This is a genomic window from Nocardia sp. NPDC049526 (genome assembly GCF_044465765.1).
Lineage (GTDB): Bacteria > Actinomycetota > Actinomycetes > Mycobacteriales > Mycobacteriaceae > Nocardia.
In genome coordinates, this window is record NZ_JBITMA010000001.1 from 613,859 (window position 1) to 638,214 (window position 24,356).

The 24,356-nt window shown below is 63.7% G+C and carries 11 protein-coding genes and 2 pseudogenes; 10 read left to right on the forward strand and 3 right to left on the reverse strand.

The features are described 5' to 3' along the window. The first annotated feature begins 32 nt into the window (after positions 1-32). From ACIBW7_RS02720 to ACIBW7_RS02745, 6 genes and pseudogenes are all read left to right on the forward strand, one after another. The gene (locus ACIBW7_RS02720; RefSeq protein ID WP_397043390.1) at positions 33-3,812 is read left to right on the forward strand and encodes a phage resistance protein; all 3,780 of its coding nucleotides are present in this window, start codon (positions 33-35) and stop codon (positions 3,810-3,812) included. Beyond that, positions 3,809-6,511 (forward strand): BREX-2 system phosphatase PglZ, encoded by a 2,703-nt coding sequence (gene pglZ / locus ACIBW7_RS02725; protein WP_397043392.1) that lies wholly within the window; start codon positions 3,809-3,811, stop codon positions 6,509-6,511. Before ACIBW7_RS02720 ends, pglZ begins: the two co-directional genes overlap by 4 nt. Further along, positions 6,508-7,788 carry a BREX system ATP-binding protein BrxD gene (gene brxD, locus ACIBW7_RS02730; RefSeq protein WP_397043394.1) on the forward strand — a complete coding sequence of 427 codons (1,281 nt, stop codon included), beginning with the start codon at positions 6,508-6,510 and terminating at the stop codon, positions 7,786-7,788. The genes pglZ and brxD overlap by 4 nt, the downstream gene beginning before the upstream one ends. Beyond that, a complete protein-coding gene (locus ACIBW7_RS02735; RefSeq protein ID WP_397043395.1) occupies positions 7,785-9,905 on the forward strand; it encodes a DEAD/DEAH box helicase in 2,121 nt (706 codons plus the stop codon). The genes brxD and ACIBW7_RS02735 overlap by 4 nt, the downstream gene beginning before the upstream one ends. A gap of 557 nt (positions 9,906-10,462) precedes the next feature. Continuing rightward, a pseudogene (locus ACIBW7_RS02740) lies at positions 10,463-10,759 on the forward strand (ATP-binding protein); the annotation flags it as partial. Between the two features lie 86 nt (positions 10,760-10,845). Continuing rightward, a pseudogene (locus ACIBW7_RS02745) lies at positions 10,846-11,208 on the forward strand (hypothetical protein); the annotation flags it as partial. Between the two features lie 67 nt (positions 11,209-11,275). On the opposite strand, the gene pglX reads toward ACIBW7_RS02745, so the two are convergent. Beyond that, on the reverse strand, positions 11,276-14,866 hold the full coding sequence (gene pglX / locus ACIBW7_RS02750) for a BREX-2 system adenine-specific DNA-methyltransferase PglX (protein ID WP_397043397.1): 3,591 nt from the start codon (positions 14,864-14,866) through the stop codon (positions 11,276-11,278). A 688-nt stretch (positions 14,867-15,554) separates the two neighbouring features. Here pglX and ACIBW7_RS02755 point away from each other — a divergent pair. Next, on the forward strand, positions 15,555-16,148 hold the full coding sequence (locus ACIBW7_RS02755; RefSeq protein ID WP_397043399.1) for a hypothetical protein: 594 nt from the start codon (positions 15,555-15,557) through the stop codon (positions 16,146-16,148). Here ACIBW7_RS02755 and ACIBW7_RS02760 read toward each other — a convergent pair. Together ACIBW7_RS02760 and ACIBW7_RS02765 are read right to left on the reverse strand one after the other, a co-directional pair. Continuing rightward, entirely contained in the window at positions 16,099-17,190 is a 1,092-nt protein-coding gene (locus tag ACIBW7_RS02760) for a hypothetical protein (RefSeq protein WP_397043401.1), read from the reverse strand. The two genes, ACIBW7_RS02755 and ACIBW7_RS02760, sit on opposite strands and share 50 nt — an antisense overlap. Further along, a complete protein-coding gene (locus tag ACIBW7_RS02765) occupies positions 17,187-18,371 on the reverse strand; it encodes an ImmA/IrrE family metallo-endopeptidase (RefSeq protein ID WP_397043403.1) in 1,185 nt (394 codons plus the stop codon). Before ACIBW7_RS02765 ends, ACIBW7_RS02760 begins: the two co-directional genes overlap by 4 nt. A 495-nt stretch (positions 18,372-18,866) precedes the next feature. Here ACIBW7_RS02765 and ACIBW7_RS02770 point away from each other — a divergent pair, with 495 nt between their 5' ends. The 3 genes from ACIBW7_RS02770 to ACIBW7_RS02780 all read left to right on the forward strand — a co-directional run. Beyond that, positions 18,867-20,198 (forward strand): esterase/lipase family protein, encoded by a 1,332-nt coding sequence (locus tag ACIBW7_RS02770; RefSeq protein ID WP_397043405.1) that lies wholly within the window; start codon positions 18,867-18,869, stop codon positions 20,196-20,198. Positions 20,199-20,260: 62 nt separating this feature from the next. Further along, the gene (locus ACIBW7_RS02775) at positions 20,261-22,309 is read left to right on the forward strand and encodes an AAA family ATPase (RefSeq protein WP_397043407.1); all 2,049 of its coding nucleotides are present in this window, start codon (positions 20,261-20,263) and stop codon (positions 22,307-22,309) included. Further along, positions 22,306-24,356, forward strand: a 2,051-nt coding sequence (locus tag ACIBW7_RS02780; protein ID WP_397043409.1) for a WD40 repeat domain-containing protein, incomplete at its 3' end; no start/stop codon positions are given. The genes ACIBW7_RS02775 and ACIBW7_RS02780, both read left to right, overlap by 4 nt.

The following is a 24,356-nucleotide window of genomic DNA, read 5'->3' on the forward strand; positions in this document are numbered from 1 at the left end:
ACCCGTGTCACCGCCGAGAGGGAGGGCCCAGCATGAGCACGTTCCTGCGGGACGTCATCGATATTCCGGTGCGTGCCGGCACCGACTACGTGCTGAAACTGACGGACGGCACCAGCGCCGAACATCTGCACCGGACCCTCGCCGAGTACGTGCTCACCGACTCTCTGAAGCAGAACTTCGAGCAGGCGCTCGGCCTGATCGCCGACGCGATCGGGCAGCGGCAGTCTCGGGCGGCATTCCTCAACGGCTCGTTCGGTGCCGGTAAAAGCCATTTCATGGCAGTGCTGTACGCCCTGCTCGGCAACGAACCGGCGCTACGCGACGACCCGGACCTGCGCACCACGTTCGCACCTCTGGTCGGCATGTACGACGAGTTCTTGCCCGGCCGCAGGATCCTGCGCCTCACCTACCACATGGTCGGCACAGATTCGCTGGAGGAGATGCTGTTCCGCAAGTATGTGGAGCAGATCCAGCGCCTGCATCCGGGCGCGACGCTGCCGCCGCTGTATATGAGCGACGAACTACTCGCCGACGCCGAGGTCGCCCGCGCGAACATGGGTGACGACTCGTTCTTCGCGATGCTCGGCGACTCCGGAAACCAGCCACCCAGTGTCTGGGACAAAGTCGACCAACGGGACGCCTGGACCGCCGACAGTTACCACCTCGCCCGCGCCGCTGCCCCGGAGTCGGAGGAACGCGCGAATCTTGTGACGGCGCTGGTTAATTCAATGTGGGGTTCGTTCACCTCCCAGGCACAGTTCGTGGATCTGGACAAGGGCCTGCGAATCATCTCCGAGCACGCGAAATCCCTCGGCTACGAGGCGGTCGTGCTGTTCATCGACGAGATGGTGCTATGGCTGACCTTTCACGTCCGCAACCATGACTTCTTCGCCCGGGAGAGCCAGAAATTATCGAAACTGGTGGAAGCGTCTAGCACCCGGGCGATCCCGCTGATCTCGTTCGTCCCCCGCCAGCACGACCTGCGCAAATGGTTGGCCAACGCCGGAGCGTCGGGCGCCGAGCAGGAGGCGCTCGACCGGGCCTTCCATTTCCAGGAGGAACGTTTTCTGCCGATCCGGCTCGGCGACGACAACCTCGTCGAGGTGGCGCACGCCCGCGTGCTGAAGCCGAAACCGGGCATGCAACCAGTCCTCGATGAGGCGTTCCGCAACGTCACCCGAGATCCACTGATCTGGGATACGTTGCGCGACAGCATGAACACCGACGAGGAGCATCGCGGCGCATCGGAGGCCGAATTCGCCAAGACCTACCCGTTCTCCCCCGCCCTGGTGTCGACGCTGCGCAATCTGGCCGGCGTCATGCAGCGCGAACGCACCGCGCTGAAGGTCATGCAGAAGATGCTGTCCGATCGGCGTGCCACCCTGACCGTGGACGATCTGATCCCGGTCGGTGACGCGTTCGACGACATCGTGGTCGGCAATACACCGCTGGACGCCGGTACGGCGGCCATGTTCCGTTCCGCAGTCGAGCTGTACCGGGGCAAGCTGCGCCCGTATCTACTGCAACTGGCCGGTATCACCGAGGAGCAGCTGCTCGGTGATCCGGCCTCGCAGCAGGCACGTCTGTTCCGAGGCCGGGACCGGCTCGCGAAAACTCTGCTGCTGTCGGCAATCGCGCCGAAAGTGCCAGCCCTGCGGGACATCACAGCCAGTCGGCTGACAGCGCTCAACCACGGCTCCATCAAAAGCCCCCTGCCAAACGGCGAACAGCGGATCGCGCTGTCGGCGGTCCGCGACTGGAGCCGCACCGTCGCCCCCGAAATCAAGGTCCGCGACGGCAACGACCCGATCATCGATGTCACCCTCGCCGACGTCGACTACAAATCGGTCCTGGACCGTATCAAGGGTGAGGACAACGCCGGCCGCCGTCGTGTACTCATCCGCCGCCTCGTGCACCGGGCCCTGGGCATCGTCAGCGATCAAGACGATCTCACCGGCGCCGCCACCAAGACCGTGATCTGGCGCGGCAGCCGCCGAGAGGTCGACATCGTCTTCGGCAACGTCCGCGACGCCGCCTCCCTCAACGACGACGCCTTCGACGCCCGCCCCGGCACGTGGCGATTCATCATCGACTACCCGTTCGACGAGCACCCGTACTCGCATGCCGACGATTTGCGACGCATCGATAGGCTGCGCAACACCGGCGGCGACCGCAACACCATCGTGTGGCTGCCACAGTTCTTCACCGATCAGATCAACGAAGAACTGGCCCAGCTGGTGATACTGGACTGGCTGTTCACCGGAAGCGGCGACCGCTGGCGCACCAACTCCGACAACCTCTCCGAAACCGAGCGCGCGCAGGCCCGCGGGATCCTCGAGAATCTGCGGCACGGGTCGCAGAACCGCATTGAACAAATGCTCCGCATGGCCTACGGCCTAGACTCTGCCGATCCGCGGTTTGTGACACCGGTCGGCGATGGCGAACTGTTGCTGTCGCTGACCAGGGACTTCCAGCCAAAGGATCCGGTCGCAGTCACCATGGGCGATGCCCTGGACCGGGTGATCGATCAGGCGTTCGCCGCGCTCCATCCGGCGCATCCGGAATTCGCGCCCGCCGACGAGGAGATCCGACCGCCTGTCCTCGAGATGGTGCGTGCCGCCGTCGCCGAGGCGGTGGCCGACCCGCAGGGCCGGGTGGTGATCGAGGCCGGTCCGGCGCGCAAGGCGGTGCAGAAGATCGCCGACAAGCTTCGGGTCGGCAGGGCTACGGGCGACGGCGTCTTCCTGTTCGGCGAGCAGACCTTCGCATTCTGGGCCGGGGAGCTGGACCGCGTCCCGGCTCGGCCCGACGCCGCCGTCACCGTCCGTGAACTACAACAACGCATCAAGTCCGTGTCCCCGTCGTGGGGTCTGCGGGACGAGGCCCGGGACCTGATCGTCGCGGCTTGGGCGATGCTGCGCCGCCGCGCCTGGTACGAGGCGGGTACCGCGGTGAACGCGCCTGCGTTGGGCCGACTGCGCGAGCATCTCGAGCTGCGGCCACAGCGCCTGCCCTCGGCCACCGCCTGGGACCGCGCTCGCACCCTGGCCTCGGAGCTGTTCGGTTACACCACCGCACGTACCCACCTGACACCCGATAATGTCGCCGAGCTGACCCAGCAGTTGCGCACCCGCGCCACCACCGCGGAATCAGCACTGCGCGCGGAACTGGACCAGCTCGAGGCGGCCTACGCCCGCCTGGCCATTCAGCCCGACGGCGGCGACCGGCTGACCATCGCGCAGCGGCTGCTCGAGTTCCTCGCTCAGCTCGCCGCTACCGGCGACAACGTGGCAGCGGTCGACACCGCGGCCGCCGCGGACTTCCCTATCGCGCGGGCCACCCTCGCCCGGCTACTTGCCCATGCCGGCGAGGACACCGCGGCGTTGCAGGGCTTCGACTGGCCGCTGCTGAACAACGTATCCGCTGGAACCGAGGGTTTCGGCGTGCGGAAGGAGGAGGCACGGGCCATCCTCACCCAGTTGTGCTCGGTCGTCTCCTCCACTGATCCGGACCTGACCGCGAAACTCGCCGCGGTCAAGGCCCGCATCATCGAATGGGTGTCGGCCACTCCGGCCGATCCCCGGCCGCCGATCACGCCGCCACCGGCCGACCCGCTACCGGACCCTGCCACCCCTGCGACTCGGGACCGCAGCACCAACCAGAAGGCAACACCGGAAACCCTCACCGACCCCGAGACCGTCACCCTGTCCGGCGTCGATGACATCGACACCGTCACCGCCCGCCTGCGCAGCGCCTATGAGCAGGCCGATACGACAGGTAAACGGCTACGTGTGAGCTGGTGGATCGAATGACCCTGCTCGTCGCGACGCACCCGATTGTCACCGCCAAGCTCGAATCGGCGATCCGCAAGCGCTACCGGCCCGGGGTGCTCGGACTGCACGCCCAGCCGGTCTGGCATGGCGGCGACTTCAGCCATCGCGGGATACCGGTCACGGTGGCCGCCTGCCCCTCGGTGTTGGCGGTGTGGGAGGCGATCGGGCAGCGCAAGCCGGGCGAGTGGCTGATCATTCTCACCTCTGCGGACCAGGACGAACTCGGCATCGGCCTGCTCGCGCATCTGCACGGCGCGAAACTGGAGACACCGCTGCCCTGGGATGCGGTGCGCGACAACTTTTCCGCCGCCACGCTGGAGCCCGCGCTGTACCGGGTCCGCGACGGCGGCAACGACCGGGCACTGGCTGGTGGCCTGCTTGCGGTCATCGACGAGTACCGGCCCGCACCCGGTGGGGTGCTCACCCGCGACCACGCCTTCACCACCGTCGCGCAGCGTGTGTTGCACATTACCGACGAGTACGACACCGAGATCGACACCTTCACCGTGCTGGAGTGGAGTCTGCGCCCCAGCGCCGGCCACGACCTGCGGATCCTGCACACCGTGGGCGGCGCGGAGCTTACCGCGGCGGTCACCAGGTGGCTCGCCCAGCGCTGTGGCGGCGTGCGCCGCCCAGTGGCAGCCCTGCTGACCCCGGATCTGGTCGCCGATCTGCTGCCGCTGGGACTGATCGCCGGACTGTTCGACGGCCGTAGCGGTGCCGACCGGTCCCTTGGGCATTTCGAGAGCACCTACCGGTTGCGCGGCATCTCCATCGAGGAACTACGCGCCTGGCACGACGACACCAGTGCGGTGTTGACCGGCGTCATCCACCCGAGTCACCGCGACCAGATCTTCGCCCGCGCCGAAAAGTTGGTCCATGACCTCGGATTGAATGACCTGGCAGCCGGGTCGGAACAGCTGCGGCCCGGCCTGGAGGCTCGCCTGAACGCCCTGGCCGCCGCCATCGACACCGTCATGAAATCAAAGCGCGCAGTGTCCGGTGCAGCCCTCGGCACGATGGAAACCGCCTGGCAGGACGTGCAGCGGCACATCCTCGCCGACACCGATCCGACCTGCACCGCCTACCGTGCCGCCGTGCGCCTGATCCGCTGGTTGCATACAGACGCGCAGACCCCGGCCGGGATCACCGGCCTCACCCACCGCCACGTGAACGCCGACGCCTGGGCCGACGCCGCCATCGCTGCGGCATACCGCGGCGCCGACACCGCGCGCACCGCCGAGACCCTGCGCCGTGTCATCGAGGCCGCACAGGCCCGCCGCCGGGAGCACGACCTGCAATTCGCGACCGCACTCTCGACAACTGCAGAACCGGAGGTGCTCGGCGTTGAGCACCTCATACGACGCGTGGTCGTGCCGATCGTGAAACGCGGCGAGCAAAAACAGCCCGTCCTGTTGCTGGTGCTGGACGGGCTGTCTATGGCGATGGCCACCGAACTTGCCGCCGACGCGGTAGACCACGGCTGGTCGGAGGCGGCGGCTCCAGGAGTCACCACACGCACCGGCGCGCTGGCCGTGCTGCCTAGCCTGACCCACCGCAGTCGTGGCTCGCTGCTGTGCGGGCAGCTGACCGAGGTGAAAGCCGATGGTGAGCGAGCGGGATTTCTCGCCCTGCTGGCCGAGCACTCCCTGTCGGCGCCATCCAACACACCCCCGCCAATCTTCCACAAGGGTCAGCTCGACGCGGTGATCCCGGGGCAGCAGCTGGCGACCGAAGTCCGCAACGCGATCGCCGACACACAGGGGCAGCCGCTGGTGGCGGCCGTGCTCAACTATGTCGACAACATGCTGCACAAAGTCGGCGTGGGCGACGCCGACTGGAACGTGCGCGCCATCCCGCATCTGCGTCACTTACTCGCCGCCGCACGCACTGCGGGCCGGATCGTGGTGATCACCGCCGACCACGGGCACGTCGTAGGCCGCCGCGAACGCATCGTGCGGCACCCACGCGTCACCTACAACCATCAGCGTGCACACGGCGACTTGGACGCTGTCGGTGAGGGTGAGGTCCTGGTTACGGGTCCACGAGTACTCACCGATTCGGGTTCGGCCGTACTGGCCGTCGACGACCGGATCCACTACGGCCCTGTCAACGCCGGCTACCACGGGGGCGGTTCCCCCGCCGAGGTAGTCGTTCCGGTCATCGTGCTGTGCCCGGGCGACCAGCCGGCCGGGCTGGTCCCACTGAGCCGGGTCGAACCGGGCTGGTGGAGCATCCCGCTGGCCGCGGCCACGTCCCCCGAGACCGAACTGCCCGCCACCACCGGCCGCGCACCGCACCCTGCCGACAACGCTCCGACCCTGTTCGAACCCGAACCGGTCACCACCGCACCCCCGTCGGTGGCCCGCCCGGCACTGGTGGACGAGTTGCTGGCCACACCTGTGTTCACGAGCCAACTCCAGCTGGCCGGCCGCCTCGCCGTCACCAGCGAACAGATCGCCGATCTGCTCACAGCCCTACTGGCCGCATCCGCGCACGAGATCACCACCGTGCAGGCCGCGACCGTGCTGACCATCGCGACCCCCCGCGTAAACGGTGCACTGCTGCAGATCAAACGCATCCTCGATGTGGAAGGCTACGAGGTACTGCTGGTCGACCGTGACCACGTGCGACTGGAGGTGCCGATGCTGCGCGAACAGTTCGGACTGACCTCGTGACAGCGGTATCTCCCCGTCGCCGCCGCGAGATCCTCGACGCGCTGCGGCGCGGCACCGTGCCCTCGAACGGGCTCGACCAGCTCGCAGTCGGCCTCGGACGATTCGAATCCGAACTCACCGCCGAACTGGAAATGGTTTCGGGCGGCGGCGGTATGTTCAAAGCCGTGCGCGGCGACTACGGTGCCGGTAAGACGTTCTTCGCGCGGTGGCTGGCCGATCGTGCCATGAATCGCGGCTTCGCGGTGGCCGAAGTACAGATCAACGAGATCGACACCCCACTGCACAAATTGGAGACCGTGTACCGGCGCAGCATCGAATCGCTGCGTACCCGCTCGATTCCGCCGAGTGCGTTGCGACCAATCCTCGATTCCTGGCTCTACACCATCGAATCCGACGCCGACAGCCAGCAGACGACCGCTGACGAACTGCTGGAGCGGCGCTTGGCGACGGTTGCCCGCCAGGCCCCGATCTTCCCGCAGGCCATTCGCGCCTACCACCGGATGCAGGCCGGTGGCGAGCACGACACCGCCGACGGTCTGATCGCCTGGCTCGCCGGACAACCACATGTCGCCGCTGCGGTCAAACGCGAAGCCGGTATCAAGGGTGATCTGGATCATTTCCTGGCCATGGGTTTCCTGCGCGGGCTACTGGCCGTCCTCGCCGACGCGGGGAACAGCGGCCTGGTCCTGATCCTCGACGAAGTGGAGACGCTCCAGCGCATCCGCAGCGACGCCCGGTCCAAGGCGCTCAACGCCTTACGGCAGCTCATCGACGAGGTGCACGACGGGCATTATCCGGGCCTGTACCTACTTATCACCGGCACACCGGCCTTCTTCGACGGCCGCCAGGGCGTACAGTTGCTACCCCCGCTGGCCGACCGGTTACACACTGACTTCTCCCGCGACCCGAGATTCGACAACCCGCGTGCGCCGCAGCTGCGGCTGACCGGATTCGACCTGAACAAACTGACCGAACTCGGCGGCCGGGTCCGGGAGCTGTACTGTGCGGGCGCCGGCAACGCCGAGCGGATCGCCAGTCTCGCCGACGACGGATTCCTGCACCGCTTCGCAGCCGCAGTCGCCGGTCAGCTCGGGGGCCGGGTCGGCATCGCCCCGCGCCTGTTCCTGCGCAAACTGGTCGATCTGCTCGACACCATCGACATCCATCCCGATTTCGATCCCTACCGCGACTACGAGATCGCCATCACCGACGCCGAACGCAACGACGCCGAACGTGAGGCCCTGGCCGCCGACGATGTGGCACTGGATCTGCCGTGACCGAGCACAGCGAGGGTGCAGGGGGCACTGCTGATCCGGTGACACTGCTGCATCCGGGTGTGCAGTACCACCTCGCGAACACATTGCGCTGGAACGGTTTACGCCCCACCCAGGCAGCAGCGGTATCCCCACTGCGGCACGGCGACGACGTGATCGTGCTCGCACCCACCGCGGGCGGCAAGACCGAGGCGGCTGTTCTGCCGCTGCTATCGGCGATGGCCGAGCGGAATTGGAGCGGTACCTCGGTCCTGTACCTGTGCCCGCTGCGGGCCCTGCTGAACAATCTCGGACCGCGGATCCACCGCTACGCACAGTGGCTGGGCCGCTCCGCGGCAATATGGCACGGTGACGTGGGGCCCGGGGATCGCCGCCGGATCCTGTCCGAACGTCCCGACTTCCTGCTGACCACACCGGAATCCCTCGAGGCGATGCTGGTGTCGACCAAGGTCGACGCCCGGCTGTACTTCGCGGACCTGCATGCCGTTGTCATCGACGAGGTGCACGCCTTCGCCGGTGACGACCGAGGCTGGCATCTGCTCGCTGTGCTCGAGCGGCTCGCCCGCCTCAGCGGCCGCCCCCTGCAGCGCATCGGACTGTCCGCCACCGTCGGCAACCCGGCGGCTCTATTGCGTTGGCTCCAGGGCGGTTTCACCGATCGCCCCGGAGAGGTCGTCGCACCCGCCGTCGAAACATCGTCCGCAGTACCGGATCTCACCGTCGACTATGTGGGCTCGCTCGCCAACGCGGCGAAGCTCGTCGCCGCCCTGCACGCCGGCGAGAAGCGCCTAGTCTTCGTCAACTCCCGGCGCGAGGCCGAGGAACTCGGCGCCCAACTGCAGCATCGCGGTGTCACCACGTTCCTGTCCCACGGTTCCCTGTCGGCAGCCGAACGCAGGCGCGCAGAAGCAGCGTTCGCCGATGCTCGTAACACAGTCATCGTCGCCACCTCCACCCTCGAACTCGGCATCGACGTTGGTGATCTCGATCGAGTTATTCAAATCGGGCCAACCCGCACCGTCGCCTCCTTCCTCCAGCGGCTGGGCCGCACCGGCCGCCGACCCGGCACCGCACGTAACTGCCTGTTCCTGTGCACGGACCACGATCAGCTGCTGCAGACCCTCGGCATGCTGGCTTGCTGGGCCGACGGGTGGGTCGAGCCGATCACCGCACCGCCAGCGCCCAGGCACATCGCGGCCCAGCAATTGATGGCGCTGTGCTTACAAGAGCACCGGATCGGGCGCCACCGCTGGAAGGAATGGTGGGGCACGTTGCCCATCTTCGACGACGACGCCGACAACATCCTGGAATACCTTGTCGCCGAAGGTTTTTTCGAGGCCGACGGCGATTTCCTGCACATCGGCCCAGAAGCCGAGCGGCGTTACGGCCGCAGATATTTCTCCGACCTCACCGCCGTATTCAGCGCGCCCCCGGAGTTCCTCGTCCTGGCCGGACGCACCGAGATCGGTACGATCGGCACCGATCTGCTCACCGAGGACGTCGATGGGCCGCGCGTACTGTTGCTCGGCGGGCGATCGTGGCGGGTCACCCACGTCGACTGGAACCGGCGGCGCTGCTTCGTCGAGGCAGCCGACGATATTGGTAAGGCCAAGTGGTCCGGGGCGTCGGCGGGGTGGTCGCACCCGATCGCCCGCGGCATGCGGGCGGTCCTGCTGAGCAACGTCCCGGCGGGGGTCGCCCTCACCCACCGCGCGAAGTCCGCACTGGCCGACGTACGCGAAACCTACACCGAGGTTGTCGATTCGGATCGCCTGGTGGTTGTCCTTCCCTCCGGCGGCGCAGGACGGTGGTGGACCTGGGCGGGCACGGCCGCCAATCGCACCCTGCACGCATCGCTACCAGGCTTGGTCGCCCCGAGCCAGCGAATCGATGAGCAGTCGCTGCGTCTGCTGCCCGGCATCACCGCCACCGATCTGTCGGCTGCCCTCGCCAATCCGAAACTCGACCTGCCACAAGTGGATCCGAAGGCGTTGGCGGGCCTGAAATTCTCCGGATCACTACCGCCGGATCTGGCCCGCGACAGCCTCGCCCAGCGCCTAGCTGACACCGAATCCGCCGCCGGCGTGCTCGCCGAGCCACGCGTCATCCGCTGCCTGTGACCGCCACCGAAACTGGACCGAGCACGTTGTTCCTGCTCTGCGCGCACCCGAACCCATACCGGAGCGCCCCAAGGCGGCTTTGCCGGTGTGCTTCGAAACATCCACCGCGCCAAGCGCTTTCAGATGCACCTGCGCTCCGGCAGGCCGGTGCCACTGCGGCACAAAGTCGACCGGCTCGCGCTTGACTGGATCCGTCCCCTCCTGACCGACCCACGCAAGGAAGTCGCCCGCATCGCGGAATTCCTCAACCGCGAGTTCACCCGGCTCTACCGCAAGCGGAATCTCCCACCCACAACACCAACCTGCACGTGGTCACCGAGACAATGTCACCGCCGATTGGCGCAGTGACCTCGGGCTTCTTCACGTGGAGAAAGCTTAACACCCACCAAGGCCCACAACGACTTCAATTACGACCAGGGAACACACCTTCCCACCCAGCAGATCGAAATTCGTTGATATAGGTCGTCCGGGAAGGAACTCCCTCCGATTGGCAGTCGAAACCGACGTCGTCGACATACTCCAACTCAAGCCCGATGCTGGCATGGTGAAAAGCCTTGGTGCTCATCACACTTTCGGGGACTGTCCGAAATCAGACACTCCCCACTTTCGAGTCAGCGATCGCTGATCTCGTCGACAACTGCTTGGATGCAGAAGCCACCCGGATCTCGATCCGACTGCTCACCAAGAACGATCGGCTCGTCCAGGTCGAGGTGGTCGATAACGGCAAGGGCATGGACGCTGCTGCGGCCGATAAGGCCATGACTCTTGGCCGGCAGAGGGATTACGGCGCCAATGATCTGGGACACTTCGGCGTGGGCCTCAAGGCCGCGTCCTTCAGCCACAGTGATGTGCTGACTGTGTGGTCGAGTAAGTGTGGCGCCATTCCCGTCGGCCGACGGATTCGTCGGACTGACTTCTCCAGGGATTTCTCGTGCGAGCGAAGGGCTACACCACCAACCTGGCCAGCCAGGGCGCAGAATTCGTCATCGACGCCTACCACCAGCTCTGGCACATCGAGAACAGCTTCCGCATGTCCAAACACGACCTACACGGCCGACCGATCTACCACCGCAAACACGAGTCCATCGACGCGCACCTGACCATCGTGTTCACCGCCCTGGCCGTCAGCCACTGGATCGAACACCAAACTGGTTGGAGCATCAAGAAATTCGTGCGCACCACCCACCGCTACCGCACCGTCTACATCAAAGCTGGCCACACCACCCTCACCGCTGCCGACCCCTACCCGCCGACCTCACCGAAGCCCCGCCAGGATCACCAACCACACTGCGCACTAAATTGAGCCAACTCGGGCAACCGTTCCTCGCAGTCGATGTACACGGTTGAATTTCCTGAAAGCGTTGTCCACATCAGTCGGCTTTCTTGCGCGGCCTGCCCCTCCTGGCTATCGGAGGCCTCCATGCGTGTAGATCGTCATCGCTCAAACTGTGTTCGCCCTGCACCGTCTGCCGATATCCGGCGAAGAATGCGGCGGGTGAGCCGTTGTAGAGATCGTCATAGTCGTTGTGCCACTGGTTGAGCCACGGCTGCAGTTCGAGGAGCCCAGCCAGCAGCGGCGTGATCTCCTCGGTCGACAGGCTCTGGTTCGTGCAGTAGGCGGCAAGCGCTTGTGCCTGCTGTAGGTGGTCCCAGCCTGCCCAGCCGTAGAGCTCCGGGGTCGCGACATTGGTCGATCCGTAGGAAATGAACCGTTCGTTCGGCACGTCCAGTTTGCCGCGTGTCTGCCAGTACGAGGTCCGAAGGAAGTCCGAGGACATGTACTGGGGGGGTATGGAAATCCCTTCGCGGATTTTGCGTTTCGCCGCTTCGTCGCCAGCGGTGTCCTCTTCCCGTTGCTGTGCCCACACCTGATCCCAGTGGGCGCGCTTCTTGAGTCCTGACGGCTTGTAGCGCAGGACTGACAAGAACGGCACGTGTTCCTCGGTGATCAGATCTGCCACGACCTTCGTCAACTCGGTGCCTGGGGCATACAGTTCGGTTAGCGACATGAAGTCCTTATCCCGAGCCAGCCGATCCACTAATCGAGAAAGGCTGAGGATCGTAGGCTGATCGTTCTCGTCAAACCACAGTTCCCGATTTTCCATGCGATCCAGCAGCGCCGAGCGGACAGCATTCTTCAGCATCGAATCCCAATCGGCACCGTTCCAGCGCCGCTTGAATGTCGGTTGCTCCACGCGATTGATGCCTCGCCGTCGCTCGATGAATTCGATACGCCTCTCGACGGTCTTGCGATACTCTTCGGGCCAGTCGGAAGGTATCGATGTTGTAAGTACTGCTCCGTTTATTTCGAACCATAGGGTATCGGACTCTCCGCGTGCGATCCGCCGAGCCAAAACGATCTCAAAGGCGCGCTCGCCCGTCTTAATCTCAGGAACAGTTCCTGCTGGTGCCAGTAGGCGATTCTCGCTGTTAATTAAGCCGTAGCGTTCGTAGATCTCCCAGTCCAGTTCTTCTTGTAGTCCGATCAGCCTGGCCCTCGCCTTCAAATTTCGAGTACGCGCCGCGTCCAGCTCGGTTCTGTTCGGCGGTATACCTTTCGTCAGCAACGATCGCGGGTCTGTGTCCATCAATTCGCGCGTCAGTGCATCAATCGTATCGGCATAAATTGTCCACTGCCGCTGGAACCATTGGCCATCAGGAAGCGGGAGCTGGCCCAGGCGATTACCTGCAAATTCGAAAAACTCTGCCCATGGCTCTCCTATCCCGATTTGACCCACCCCTGGTTGCCCCTTGCTATTACTGTTCTGTTTGATCCAGAAACAGGCCAGGGAGCTATTGAGAAGCGACGTCAATTGTAGTACATCAGAATTGGACACTGTGTTCGGAAGCCGAATGATGGGGGCGGAATTCAAAGGTGCTACCCGATCGCGCAGAACCGCGAAGTGGTTGTGGGTGCTGACCCATGTGAATGCGATCCACCATGGATGCGCACCTGCAACCTCGGTGACGTGACTCCACCGATACCAAGCTGGTGTGGCGGATCGGATAAGTGCCGGCCTATGTCGCATAGAGGTTCGGTACGGCCAGATCATGCGGTACAGGTTGGGGAAGGTTCTGGCGTTCGGTTCAGGGGTCGAGTCTTTGAACATAACGCCGAATTCCTCGGGCGTCGCAATCCAATCTCGAATGTCGGAGCCGCGAAGAACCGGCACCAGAACGTCGCTTTCAACTCGATTACGGCGATACGTTGCAGCGGTTGACAGGAGAACATCATTCGCGCCCGCTATGGCAAAGAAGCCGATTCTGAGTGCTATGGAACTGAGAATGGATCCGGTACTTTCCATGTCTCGAAGGATTTCGATGGTATCTCTGTCTGCGAGGGTCCAGGGAAACTTCCACAGCGACGGTTTATCGACATCGACCCTCTGCGTCCAGAGATCCTCGTCCCCCGATTCCCGGTCGATTGCATACCGTATCGACTGCCAGACGAGTCCTTGTTCAGGATGATCTGGCATGGTCGACTCGCCGAGTAGGCCGATTACCGTTCTCACCGCTGCCCGAGTAGGTGGCCGGTTTCGACCGAACAATAGTACCGTCGGCGTGCCGTGTCCCGGAATGTAGGCTCCGGATGTATCTATCACCTCGGCGAGGTCGACGGTCGGGAAGAACTGTTCGACAAGTCTTTGCCCAAATTCCCGCTTCATAAAGCTGTTCGACGAGAGCAGCCCCACGAACCCTGCACCATAAGTATCGTTTCTTGCGAGTTCGAAGAAACGTACGATGAACGGTACCGTCAGTGCATACTTGCCAATGCACTGGCTATAGAGAACTCGGTACAGCGCATTGAGACTCGGGTCCTTAACCGTGAGATACGGCGGATTCCCTACTACGACGTGGTATCGACCAGGTTTAAGAATGTCCGGATACTCCTGTACATCCTCGGTGGCGTAGGAGAACTCGGCCAGGTCGCTTCCTGAACCGTTGTCGAAAGTCAACTCCTGATGTCGTTCCATGATCAGTGAGTCGCCGACGGCGAGTTGGATCGACCATTCGTAATGGGCGGCTTCGGCGAGTGTGCGGACGTTGGCTGCGGCCATGGCGGCGACGAGCAGTCGGAAGCGTGCGATCGCGATGGCGAAGGGGTTGATGTCGACACCGTGGACTGAGTTGAGTGCGTGGCGGACTCGCGTGTGGCGGTCAGTGGTGGGTTGGTCCTCGGCCCAGTGGCGGGCGAGTCGACGAAAGGCTCCAAGTACGAAGTGTCCGGACCCGCAGCTGGGGTCGATCATTTCCAGCTTCTGGTACCCGAATTCGCGGATGGCGGGTTCGAGGGTGCGGTCGAGGATGAATTCCTCTATGAACTCAGGGGTTTGTAGCAGGGCGTAGGTTTTGCGGGCATTCTCGGAGAGGTCTTGGTAGAGGTCGCCGAGGAAGCCGGTGCCCCAGCCGTGGATTCCGTCGGCGTCGAGGGGGTCGGTGAAATCGTGGACGAGGTCTCCGTGCTCGTCGTGCTCGCGCCAGAATTCGATGAGCGCTCGAGCACCGTCGTGTGAGAGCGGGAGCTGGTACAGCGGGTTATGGGTCGGATCGAAGAGGAGCCTTCCGGCTTGGCCCGCGCCGAGTTCGGTGAACGCGCGAAGCAGCCAGCCACGATAGGTGGGCTCCGGGTCGGATTCGACATAGGCGACGTAGCGAGCTTGAGCAAGATCGCGGCGGCCAGCGGTTGGACCGGTGAGGTACGGCTCGGGGATCAGTTGGTTGTCTTCGCAGAAACGGACGAAGACGGTGCCAAGAACCCAGGCGAGGGCGACCTCGCTGATGCGTTCATCGTGCCAGGCACTTTCGGAGGCGGCGGTGCGGCCGAGCTTATGGGCTTGTGTCCATTCGTCGTGCAGTCGTGACTTCACCTCGGGGAGCGTGTGCAGTTGCGTGTTCAGGTCTGTCTCGGCCGCGACAACCTGTTTCCTGAGATCGGAAATCAAAGTGGCACGGTCGATCATCCGGTCTCCTTAGTCGCGACTCGGTCGGTTGCGTGGAAGACGTCCGCTCGACCGCTGGGGCACAAAAAATAATATCACGTGTCGAAGTTGGTGCTACGCTGACGGTCGCACGTCAAGCTGGCGTGCGACATGGACACAAGTGGGCTGTTCGTGCGGTTGAAGCTGATCCGGGCGTGGTCGCTGATTATCGGTTCACGTGTCGCGTAGGGAGGAGTCCTGGTGCTCGACCGACTGTGGGGGCTGCGTGGTGAACCGTCCCGGTGACGTCGCGATGACACTCGGCGCCGGTGTCGTACAAGTCGACATGCCCTGGTGGGCCATCTTGGTCGTGGTCTTGGCAAGTATTGCGCTGACCGCCTTCGGCCAGATCTGTCGCTATCGACTAGCTGCGCGTGCCTTGGACAAGGCTACGAGCCGAGATGTGGAAAGGATCACCCGGATAGTCATGGAGGCGATGAGCGACGGGAGGGGCCGCTGGTGGGAGCGACGCCGCAATAGGCCGGTCGGGTCCGATCGGGATAGACAATAACGCGCTTGCTCGGAATGTAGGGCTGGACAAGAACCTGGAGGTTTGTTTCGCTGTGTCGCAGGAGGATCCGGCGATGATCAGTATGTTCGCAGCCGACCGCACCCAGGTTGGCCCGGTGCCCGATGACGACAATCCGGCGCCGTCTAGTGTTGCATGCTGATGGCTAGCCAACGAATCTCTGGACGACCTGATGCCGTGCCACCGTGGGTGGAAGAGGGTGTCCGGGCAGCGGCGTGGGCGGGCGTGGTGCTCCCCCGCACAAAGGTCAGCGATTTCACGGTGTTCCCGGTCGTGGAGATCGATGTGGACGTCTGGACTGAGCGGGTAGCCAAAGGACACGGCCCGGAACTCGACCGGTCCACGTTGGTGATTTGGGAATCCTGGACTCCCGATCTGGGCGAACTACCGCCTCGACCGGCCGTGTCGATCGTCGGTTTCGTGTCGATCGCACTCAAGCCTTCGGACGCGTTGAACGCGCTCGATTCACTCGCTGGCTATGGGGCCGGGCTCTGGCTCACGTCTGGAGCTCGCGGTCCGTCTGCATGGACATTGTCGGAATTCGATGTCGCCGGTGTCGGGGTTGTGCACGAACGGGCGGGCGATTTCAGCGTCTCGGTGGAGGGGCGGTGTGGGCCGATCGTCACGGCGCGGCGGTTGACCTCAACGCGGCACAAGGAGGAATTGTTATTCGAGTGGGCACTCGCTACGGGGTGCTCGCCTGCGGATGCGGTGTCGACGACACCCATGCTTTGAGCGCTTTCGCTGGTTCCCACGTCCTGCCGCTCTTTCTGACGATCAGCTCATGGTTCGATTGGGCGACGGCGCACATGGTCTTCCACTGGCTACCGCGCAGCTCTGAAGGGTGCGCCAGGAGAGTCTTTGCCAGCTTCGACTGAGCAGCGAGTGAGTGCTCGAACGCCGCTGTCTCGGGATCCGGGTGATTCACGATCCAGATGAGTGATCGCCCCATACACACACTGCAGTCGCACTTCCATACATCGAGATCGGGGTTCCGGGTGATTCCATCTTCGATGATGCTGAGTCGCTTGTAGGACAGCAATGCGGGGACATATGCGGCCGGTGGAGGCTGGAACCCGCCATCGGTGTCGACGATAGGGTAGATGTGACGCAGGGCGGATTTGGTGCCGACCGATACCGCAGCAGCTCCGTGCGCAAGAGCACCCAGGACGGAGGTATCCGATCGCAGCAACAGCACGGGTACTGGGCACCGTAGCACCGCGATCAACCCTGAGACCGCTGCCTTCGTTGCGAGCGGATCTCCTTCCGACTCGAGCATCAGCGCGACCGGTCGGCCGGCTGCGGTCAGCTCGGCGATGAGAGCCTCATAATCGAGCGTCAACCACTGGATCGCCAGCGGTAGCGCCGTAACCACTTGCGTAAGCTCCGATTCCCAGCGGAGCACAGCGCGCAGGGCGGTCAGATCATTGGCGGGAATATATCCGGAGTCAGTGAGCGCCCAGCGCGACCCGATCTTAATTTGCAGATTGATCCAACCGGTGGTCATACAGCGAGCACCGATGCCGCGGTTCTTGCCGCTGTACCTGCTTGCGTCGAGCAGGATTGCGGCGCGTGGGTTGGCCTGCCGGATATCGCGCACCGCCCGCTTTGCGTCCGCGTGGTTGCGGGTGGTGATCACCGCACCGACGTCGTCGTAGCGAGTCAGCGGCGCAAGTATCGGCGCAGACGATGCAGGTGCATGCGCCATGAAAGGCGGCCCGAAGTTGGGCAGCTGGCCGGGATCGTCGAAGATCAATGCTTCCTCGATGCCGCTCACGATCTCACCGCCTGCAGTTCAGTTCTTTTGATTTCCCGCAAGTAATGTTCCCGGAATGCCTCTGGCGTCATGTAGGCCATACGTGCGAGGTCAGCGTCGCTGTAGCCGTGCCGGGTGCGATACGTGTCAATGACGGTGTCGAGCAGAAAGGACCGCTCGACCGGGAGGTCGATGGGTTCCACGGTATTCCATCCGAACTTGGACAGTTTGATTCGGAATTCCCTGAACTGGCGGTCGCTGATCAGTTCGAGTGTCTTCGCTCGCTGAATGAGTGCGGCGATCGACACCTTCCACTGCGCCTTCAACTCCATCAACCTGGGGAAATCCCGTGTAGTGAGCCCGACCAACTGTGGCCGGATATCGTCTGCGGGCATGAGGAATTCGGCAGCGAACAGATCAGCTTGGTGCTCCTGATCTGCGTTGGGCAGAACGTGCATCACAATGTGACCCAACTCGTGGCAGATGGTGAACCGTTCACGATCCGGCGGCATCCCGACACGAACAACCATGAGTGGCGCTTTGCCCCGCGGCCAGGTGCTGAAGGCATCCTGCGCCGTCGAGTCAAGACTACGGACGACGACTACGACGCCAACGTCGTCGAGCAGCGCGTGTAGGTTGCTGATCGGCCCGCTCGGGATGCGCCAGCGTGCCCGCAGCAACTGCGCGATATGGGCGGCATCGCCGTCGAAGTCGTCGATGTCCATACGCTCAAGTGCGGTTTTGGTGCCGGTGTCGCCTGCGCCGAGCAGCGAGTCAACCGTGATCCGCGTCAGGTGACTCACGGCCTCGATCTTCTTCGCTGTCCCGACAGTGATTCTGCTCTGTCGACGACGATGGAACATGCAGGACACCTCGATCCCATGCTGCGCATCGTGATTGGTCAACAGAGCGACCGGGCAGCCGAGCACCTCGGCGAACGCGGCCAAACGTTCAGCGGTGAGCTCGGTTAGGCCATTCTCGACCTTGGACACGAAACCCTGTGTCACGCCGACAGTCTTCGCCAGGTCGGCCTGTGACCAACCCTTCGCCTCGCGGACCAACGTCACCATCCGCGGGCTCGCGACGTGCGAATCGGAGGATGGCATGTCGACGACACTACCGGGGCGATGAATAATTTGGCTCATTTTTGCCGGTGTGTCGTGCCATGTTGGTCGTTCTTCCTCGATGCGGGTGTGGGCCACGCCAGGTGATATCGGTGATCATGGCGGTCAGTTCGCATCGGCGCCCTCCCGAGCCAACGGGCCACGGTGTTTCCATTCTCAGTACTTGGAGGTCGACACAGCACCCGGCGCAAGATCGTCACCGGGACACCGTCTTCAGAGTCGAGCCCGGTGATCAGGAAACCTTGCTAGGGCCCTGGCGAGTTGGGAGCGGGTGGAAGCCGACTCGATGACGGTCCAGTCTCAAGCCATCCATTTGTCGTCGTGCGCGTGTCGATGGTCGCATCGGCGAGGGGCTCACTGCGTGAATCGGGCAGGCATGTAGCGATTGGCTTGGGCCCAATCACGCTCCGGAGCACTCTGATTCGCGGGCGGTGACGGATGCATATCAGTCTTCCCCTTTGGTGCGATTGATCGGTCTGGTTGCTGCAGTGTTGTGGCTGTTGGCATTCTGGGGTGGGCGTGGTGGGCTAGTTTGGCAGCGCTGGTTGATCTTTCGAGACGGGGAGTAGACCTGTGAGCAATGATGTCGTGATCATTGTGCCGGGTATCACCGGCAGTGTTCTTGCGCGCGGGCAACATGAGTTGTGGAGCTTGTCGGCCGCGGCATTGCGTCGGGGTGTGGTGCATACGAGTGATGTACTGGACGCGATGACCCTGCCAGCTGGCTTGGATGATGTGTCGGAGTATGCGGAATTCGCGCTGGAGTCGCCGGAAGTGATTCGGGGCCTTCATGTGTGGCCGGGTTTCTGGCACGGGTCGGGTTATGGCAAGCTGATCGACCGGATGGGCGCGGCGGTGCCGGGGCGGGTGTTGAGTTTCGCGTATGACTGGCGGTTGCCGAACGCGTATTCCGCGCTGCGGTTGCAGCGGTTCGTCGAGGGGGCATTAGAGCGGTTTCCAGGTAGTCGGGTGACGTTGGTTTGTCATTCGATGGGTGGTTTGATCGCCCGCTACTACCTTGAGGTCCTGGGTGGGCGTGCGCACGCAGCGCGGTTGATCACAATCGGGACTCCGTTCAGTGGGGCGGTGAAAGCGGTGAAAGCGTTGACCGGCAATCTCTTTCCCTGGGTTCCCGGTCTGGGGGAGCGCGTGGCCCGTGTCGCGCGCACGTTCCCAGCGGTGGCCGAACTACTGCCCACCTATCGGTGCGTCGACACCGGCCCTGGGACTGAGCCCCTGCCCCTCACTGATGTTGAAATCCCGAGTTTGCCAATGGAAACGGTGCTGCGGGGCCGTCGTTTCCACGACGAGTTGGCCGCGGCCATCGCACGTAACAACAGCACCACCGGCTCGTATGCGATTCATGTGTTCGCCGGCAAACTCCAGGCCACGGATCAAAGCGTCGCGGTGAACGGTTCCAGGCTCGTGTTCCAGCAGACCCAACGCGGCACCGATCACGCCGGGGACGGCACGGTCTCGTGTTTCAGTGCAGTCCCGCCGGAATGGGAACGCGACGAGCACGCACTATTCCGGGCTGCTAAACATGGTCCGTTGGCCAAGCATTGGGATCTGCTTGAAGATGTGATCGCCAAGGCCACCTCCCGTGAACTCGGTGCGATCCTTGCTCCGTTGGACGAATTGTCGTTGCAGTTGCCCGAAGTCGCTGAGACGGGTGAGCTGGTCGAGTTGACGGTCACCAGCGAGTCTCCGAATTTGCGGTTGCACGCGAGCGTCTACGACGCCGACGACGGGTTATATGCCAGTCATATTCCGGTGTTGCCTGATCCCGCTGGACACCGTTATCAGCGATCGCTGGAGTTGCCGTCGGGGTTATGGCAGGTCCGAGTCGAGGAGATCACCAAGACACCGCGGGCGTTTGTAGAGGACTTGATCACGGTGGTGTGACTGCCGTCGATCCAGTTGTCGACTGAGGCCGCGAACGGTCAGCAAGTAAAGGCAGGTACGGAGTGGACGGTAAGAATGTTCACGGGCGGTTCGCGATGGTTGTCATCGACGACTACGACGACCCGACACTGAAGCTGTCCACCATTGCCGGCCACGCCGCCAGGGTCTCTGCGTTGTTCCGTGAGCGAGGTTTCGAGGAAGACCACAGATCCGGCGGTACCTCCGCGCACGAAGTGCGGGACTGGCTGGACCGATGGAAGCCATCGACACGGCGTCTGCTGTTGTACTGGACAGGGCACGCCCAGGCTGGCGTCAACGACATCGCCTTGTTCTGCGGGGACTACGAACCTGGCAAGACGTTCGCGGTGATCTCGGGCCGTGATCTGGGCGAACTGTTGGCCAAACGTTCCGCGGTCGACATCGTCGTGATCATCGATACCTGCAAGTCAGGGATCGGGGTCGACACGATCATCACCGCTTTCAAACATCACGTCGGTGATTCCGCTGTCGGGCTGGAACCAGGTTTGGCTGTGCTCACCTCGGCCAGAGACGGTGAACTCGCACGCGATGGAGTCTTCACGAGCGCGTTGGAGCACGTTCTGCGCAAAGGCCCACCGACGTCGACGGACACATACAATGGTTGGACCGCGCACGATGCTTCGATCACTCCCGAGGAGTTGTTCGTCGCGTTGACTATGCGTCTGAACGAAGTCGGCGCATTTCAACAGCCCGAGTTCTCTCAGGCGCGATCGGTGGGTCGGTTCTTCCCGTTCTTCACCAACCACCAGCACCAGCCGCACCTACCCGACGCCACCGTGGAAACTTTGCGCGACCACGGGTTTGCCGAATCCGACCTGCTTGAGCATTTCCTGATCAAGTTCCGTGGCATCGACACCCTCACCGCCGACGGCTGGTACTACGCACCGCGCCCCGGCCCGCAAACCCACATCACCGCATGGCTGCGTGACGGCGACGGCATGCTGGTTGTCACTGGCCCACCTGGCTCGGGTAAATCCGCGCTGTTGGGGTGGTTGGCCGCGATGTCCTCACCGGACTACCGCCAGCACGCCGTCGACAAAACCAACCGCTCCGGCAGTACCGAACCGCCACCGGAAGGTGTGATCGACGCTGGCGTCCACGCCAAACAGCACACTCTCCAGGAATGCGTCAATATCCTCGGTGAAGCCCTTGAGCTCATCCCACCCGCAGGCGGATGGCAAGAACCCGGCCCTCTCGTCGAACAGATCGCCGAACGCGCCGAACGCGAATCTCGCACGATCACAATCCTGCTCGACGCCCTCGACGAGGCGCATTCCGCTGACCAAACCCGCATCGCGGTCGACCTGCTCGCCGCCCTCGCTAAACAACAAGGCGTGCGGGTCATTGTTGGTACCCGACCCAACCGTGAAGACCCCACCCAGCGCACCACCGAAACCACACCCCCCGACGGCCCCTGGACCGCGGACGGGCCACTCATCCGTGCCCTTACACCTGACTGCGGCAGGGTGATTCGCCTCGATACCGACCCTGGCTCAACGCACTCCATCACCACTTACATCACCAACCGGCTCCTCGACGCCACCACGGCGTCCCCCTACCTGCATCACTCCCACGAACTGGCCAAGATGACTGCGGCCACCATCGCCGAGCACAGCGACGGCATCTTCTTGTTTGCGCGGCTCCTGGCCCGCTCCCTGATCAGCCGGGCAGAGCCACTCGGCCTCACCGACAGCGACACCACTGCGCTTTTCAACGGTGGTGTAGCTGAAGCATTCGCCGCGGACCTTACCAACTACGGAGCAGACCGCGACCGCGTTTACGACCTGCTCGCGCCCCTGGCCTGGGCTGAAGGCGCCGGGCTGCCGCGCCGCGATATCTGGCTCGCCCTCGCGAACGCCCTCGCCCGCCCCGGAATCATCTACACCGAACAAGACATAGCCTGGGTCCTCGAACACGCCGGAGCGCACATCATCGAATCTGGCGAAGACGGGCAAACCGTCTACCGGCTCTATCACCAAGCCTTCAACGACTACTTCCAACACAACATCAACCACATCCACGTCCAAGCCACCATCACCCACGCTCTTCTCGAACTCACCCAACGCCCATGACAAGCCCGCCCCAACCAACCGAACGGGACTGGGCTCACACCAATCCCTACATCCGCCGACACCTCGCCACCCATGCCGCGGCCGGCCACACCCTCCCCGACCTACTTACCGACACCCGGTTCTGGCTCTACACCGACATCAACCGCCTCACCAGCGCACTCTCCACCAACCTTCCCGATACCCCCACGACCCGGCTCCTACGCCGAACACTCGACTCTCTCCGCACCACCAGCGACCCCGGCGCACGAGCCGAGATCCTGCACGCATTCGCGCTTCGCGACGAACCCCAATCGTTGCAATTTCTCACTACTACACCAGAGCACCTCTGGCAGGCACGGTGGACAACAGCCCAACCCACCACCATTCATCGGACATTCCCTGGTCACACCGGTGCGGTTAGGTCCGTAGCGTTCGGGACTCGCGCCGACGGTGGCCTGCTGTTGGCTAGCGGCGGATCCGACAGGTCGGTGCGGGTATGGGATGTGGAGTTAGGTGAACAGATCGGAATGCCCCTGAGCGGCCACACTGGCAGGGTGAATGCGGTGGCGTTCGGGAGTCGCGCCGACGGTGGCCTGCTGTTGGCTAGCGGCGGATCCGACAGGTCGGTGCGGGTATGGGATGTGGAGTTAGGTGAACAGATCGGAATGCCCCTGAGCGGCCACACTGGCAGGGTGAATGCGGTGGCGTTCGGGAGTCGCGCCGACGGCAGCCTCCTGTTGGCCAGCACTGCCGACAACTTGGTGCGGATATGGGATGTGGAGTCGGGCGAGCCGATCGGGGCACCACTGAGTGGCCATACCAGTTGGGTCTGGTCGGTGGCGTTCGGGAGTCGCGCCGACGGCAGGCTGCTGCTGGCTAGCGGTGCCGACAACTTGATGCGGGTCTGGGACATTGAGTCGGGCGAACAGATTGGGAGAGAGCTCCTGAGCGGTCACACCAGTGGGGTGAGGTCGGTGGCGTTCGGGAGTCGCGCCGACGGCAGCCTGCTGCTGGCCAGCGGTGCCGGCAAGACGGTAAGGGTGTGGGACCTGGAGTCGGAAGAGCGGATTGGGGCGCCGTTGAGGGGGCACACCAGCGAAGTGTGGTCGGTGGCACTCGGGACTCGCACCGATGGCAGGCTACTGGTAGCCGGGGGCGGATCCGACATGTCCGTCCGGGTGTGGGATGTGGAGTCGGGCGAGTTAATTGGGGCGCCCCTGAGCGGTCATTCCGGCGTGGTGTGGTCGGTGGCGTTCGGGACTCGCGCCGACGGCAGCCCGCTGCTGGCTAGCGGCTCCGACGACAACACGGTGCGGGTATGGGAGGTGACCTCGGGCGAAACGATCAGACGACGACACATGAGCGGTCATTCCGGCGTGGTGTGGTCGGTGGCGTTCGGGACTCGCGCCGACGGCAGCCCGCTGCTGGCCAGTGCTTCCGATGACAACACGGTGCAGATGTGGGACGTGAAGTCGGGCGAGCCGATCGGGTCGCCCCTGAGCATTCATTCCGACGGCGTGAATGCGGTGGCGTTCGGAATTCGTGCTGATGGCAGCCTGCTGCTGGCCAGCGCCTCCCAAGACAACACGGTGCGGATTTGGGACGTGGAGTCGGGCGAGCAAATCAGCCGACGACGCCTGAGCGGCCACACCGGTGGAGTGTGGTCAGTGGCATTCGGGCGTCGCGTCGACGGCAGCCTCCTGCTGGCGAGCGGCGGATCCGATAAAACCGTCCGAGTATGGGACATGGAGTCGGGCGAAACGATCAGACGCCGACGCCTAATCGGTCATTCTGGCGGGGTAAATACCGTGGTGTTCGGGACTAGTTCTGATGGCGGCTTGCTGCTGGCCAGTGGCTCCGACGACAACACGGTGCGGGTGTGGGACGTGGAGTCGGGCGACCTGATCGGGAGCCCGCTGAGCGGTCATACCGGCGGGGTAAATGCGGTCGTGTTCGGGACTAGTTCCGATGGCGGCTTGCTGCTGGCCAGTGGCTCCGACGACAACACGGTGCGGGTGTGGGACGTGGAGTCGGGCGACCTGATCGGGAGCCCGCTGAGCGGTCATAC

Coding starts and splice junctions, on each gene's coding strand:
- pglX (WP_397043397.1), bottom strand. CDS start 14,866: ATGATCGACCGTGCCACTTTGATTTCCGATCTCAGGAAACAGGTTGTC.
- ACIBW7_RS02720 (WP_397043390.1), top strand. CDS start 33: ATGAGCACGTTCCTGCGGGACGTCATCGATATTCCGGTGCGTGCCGGC.
- ACIBW7_RS02755 (WP_397043399.1), top strand. CDS start 15,555: ATGGCTAGCCAACGAATCTCTGGACGACCTGATGCCGTGCCACCGTGG.
- pglZ (WP_397043392.1), top strand. CDS start 3,809: ATGACCCTGCTCGTCGCGACGCACCCGATTGTCACCGCCAAGCTCGAA.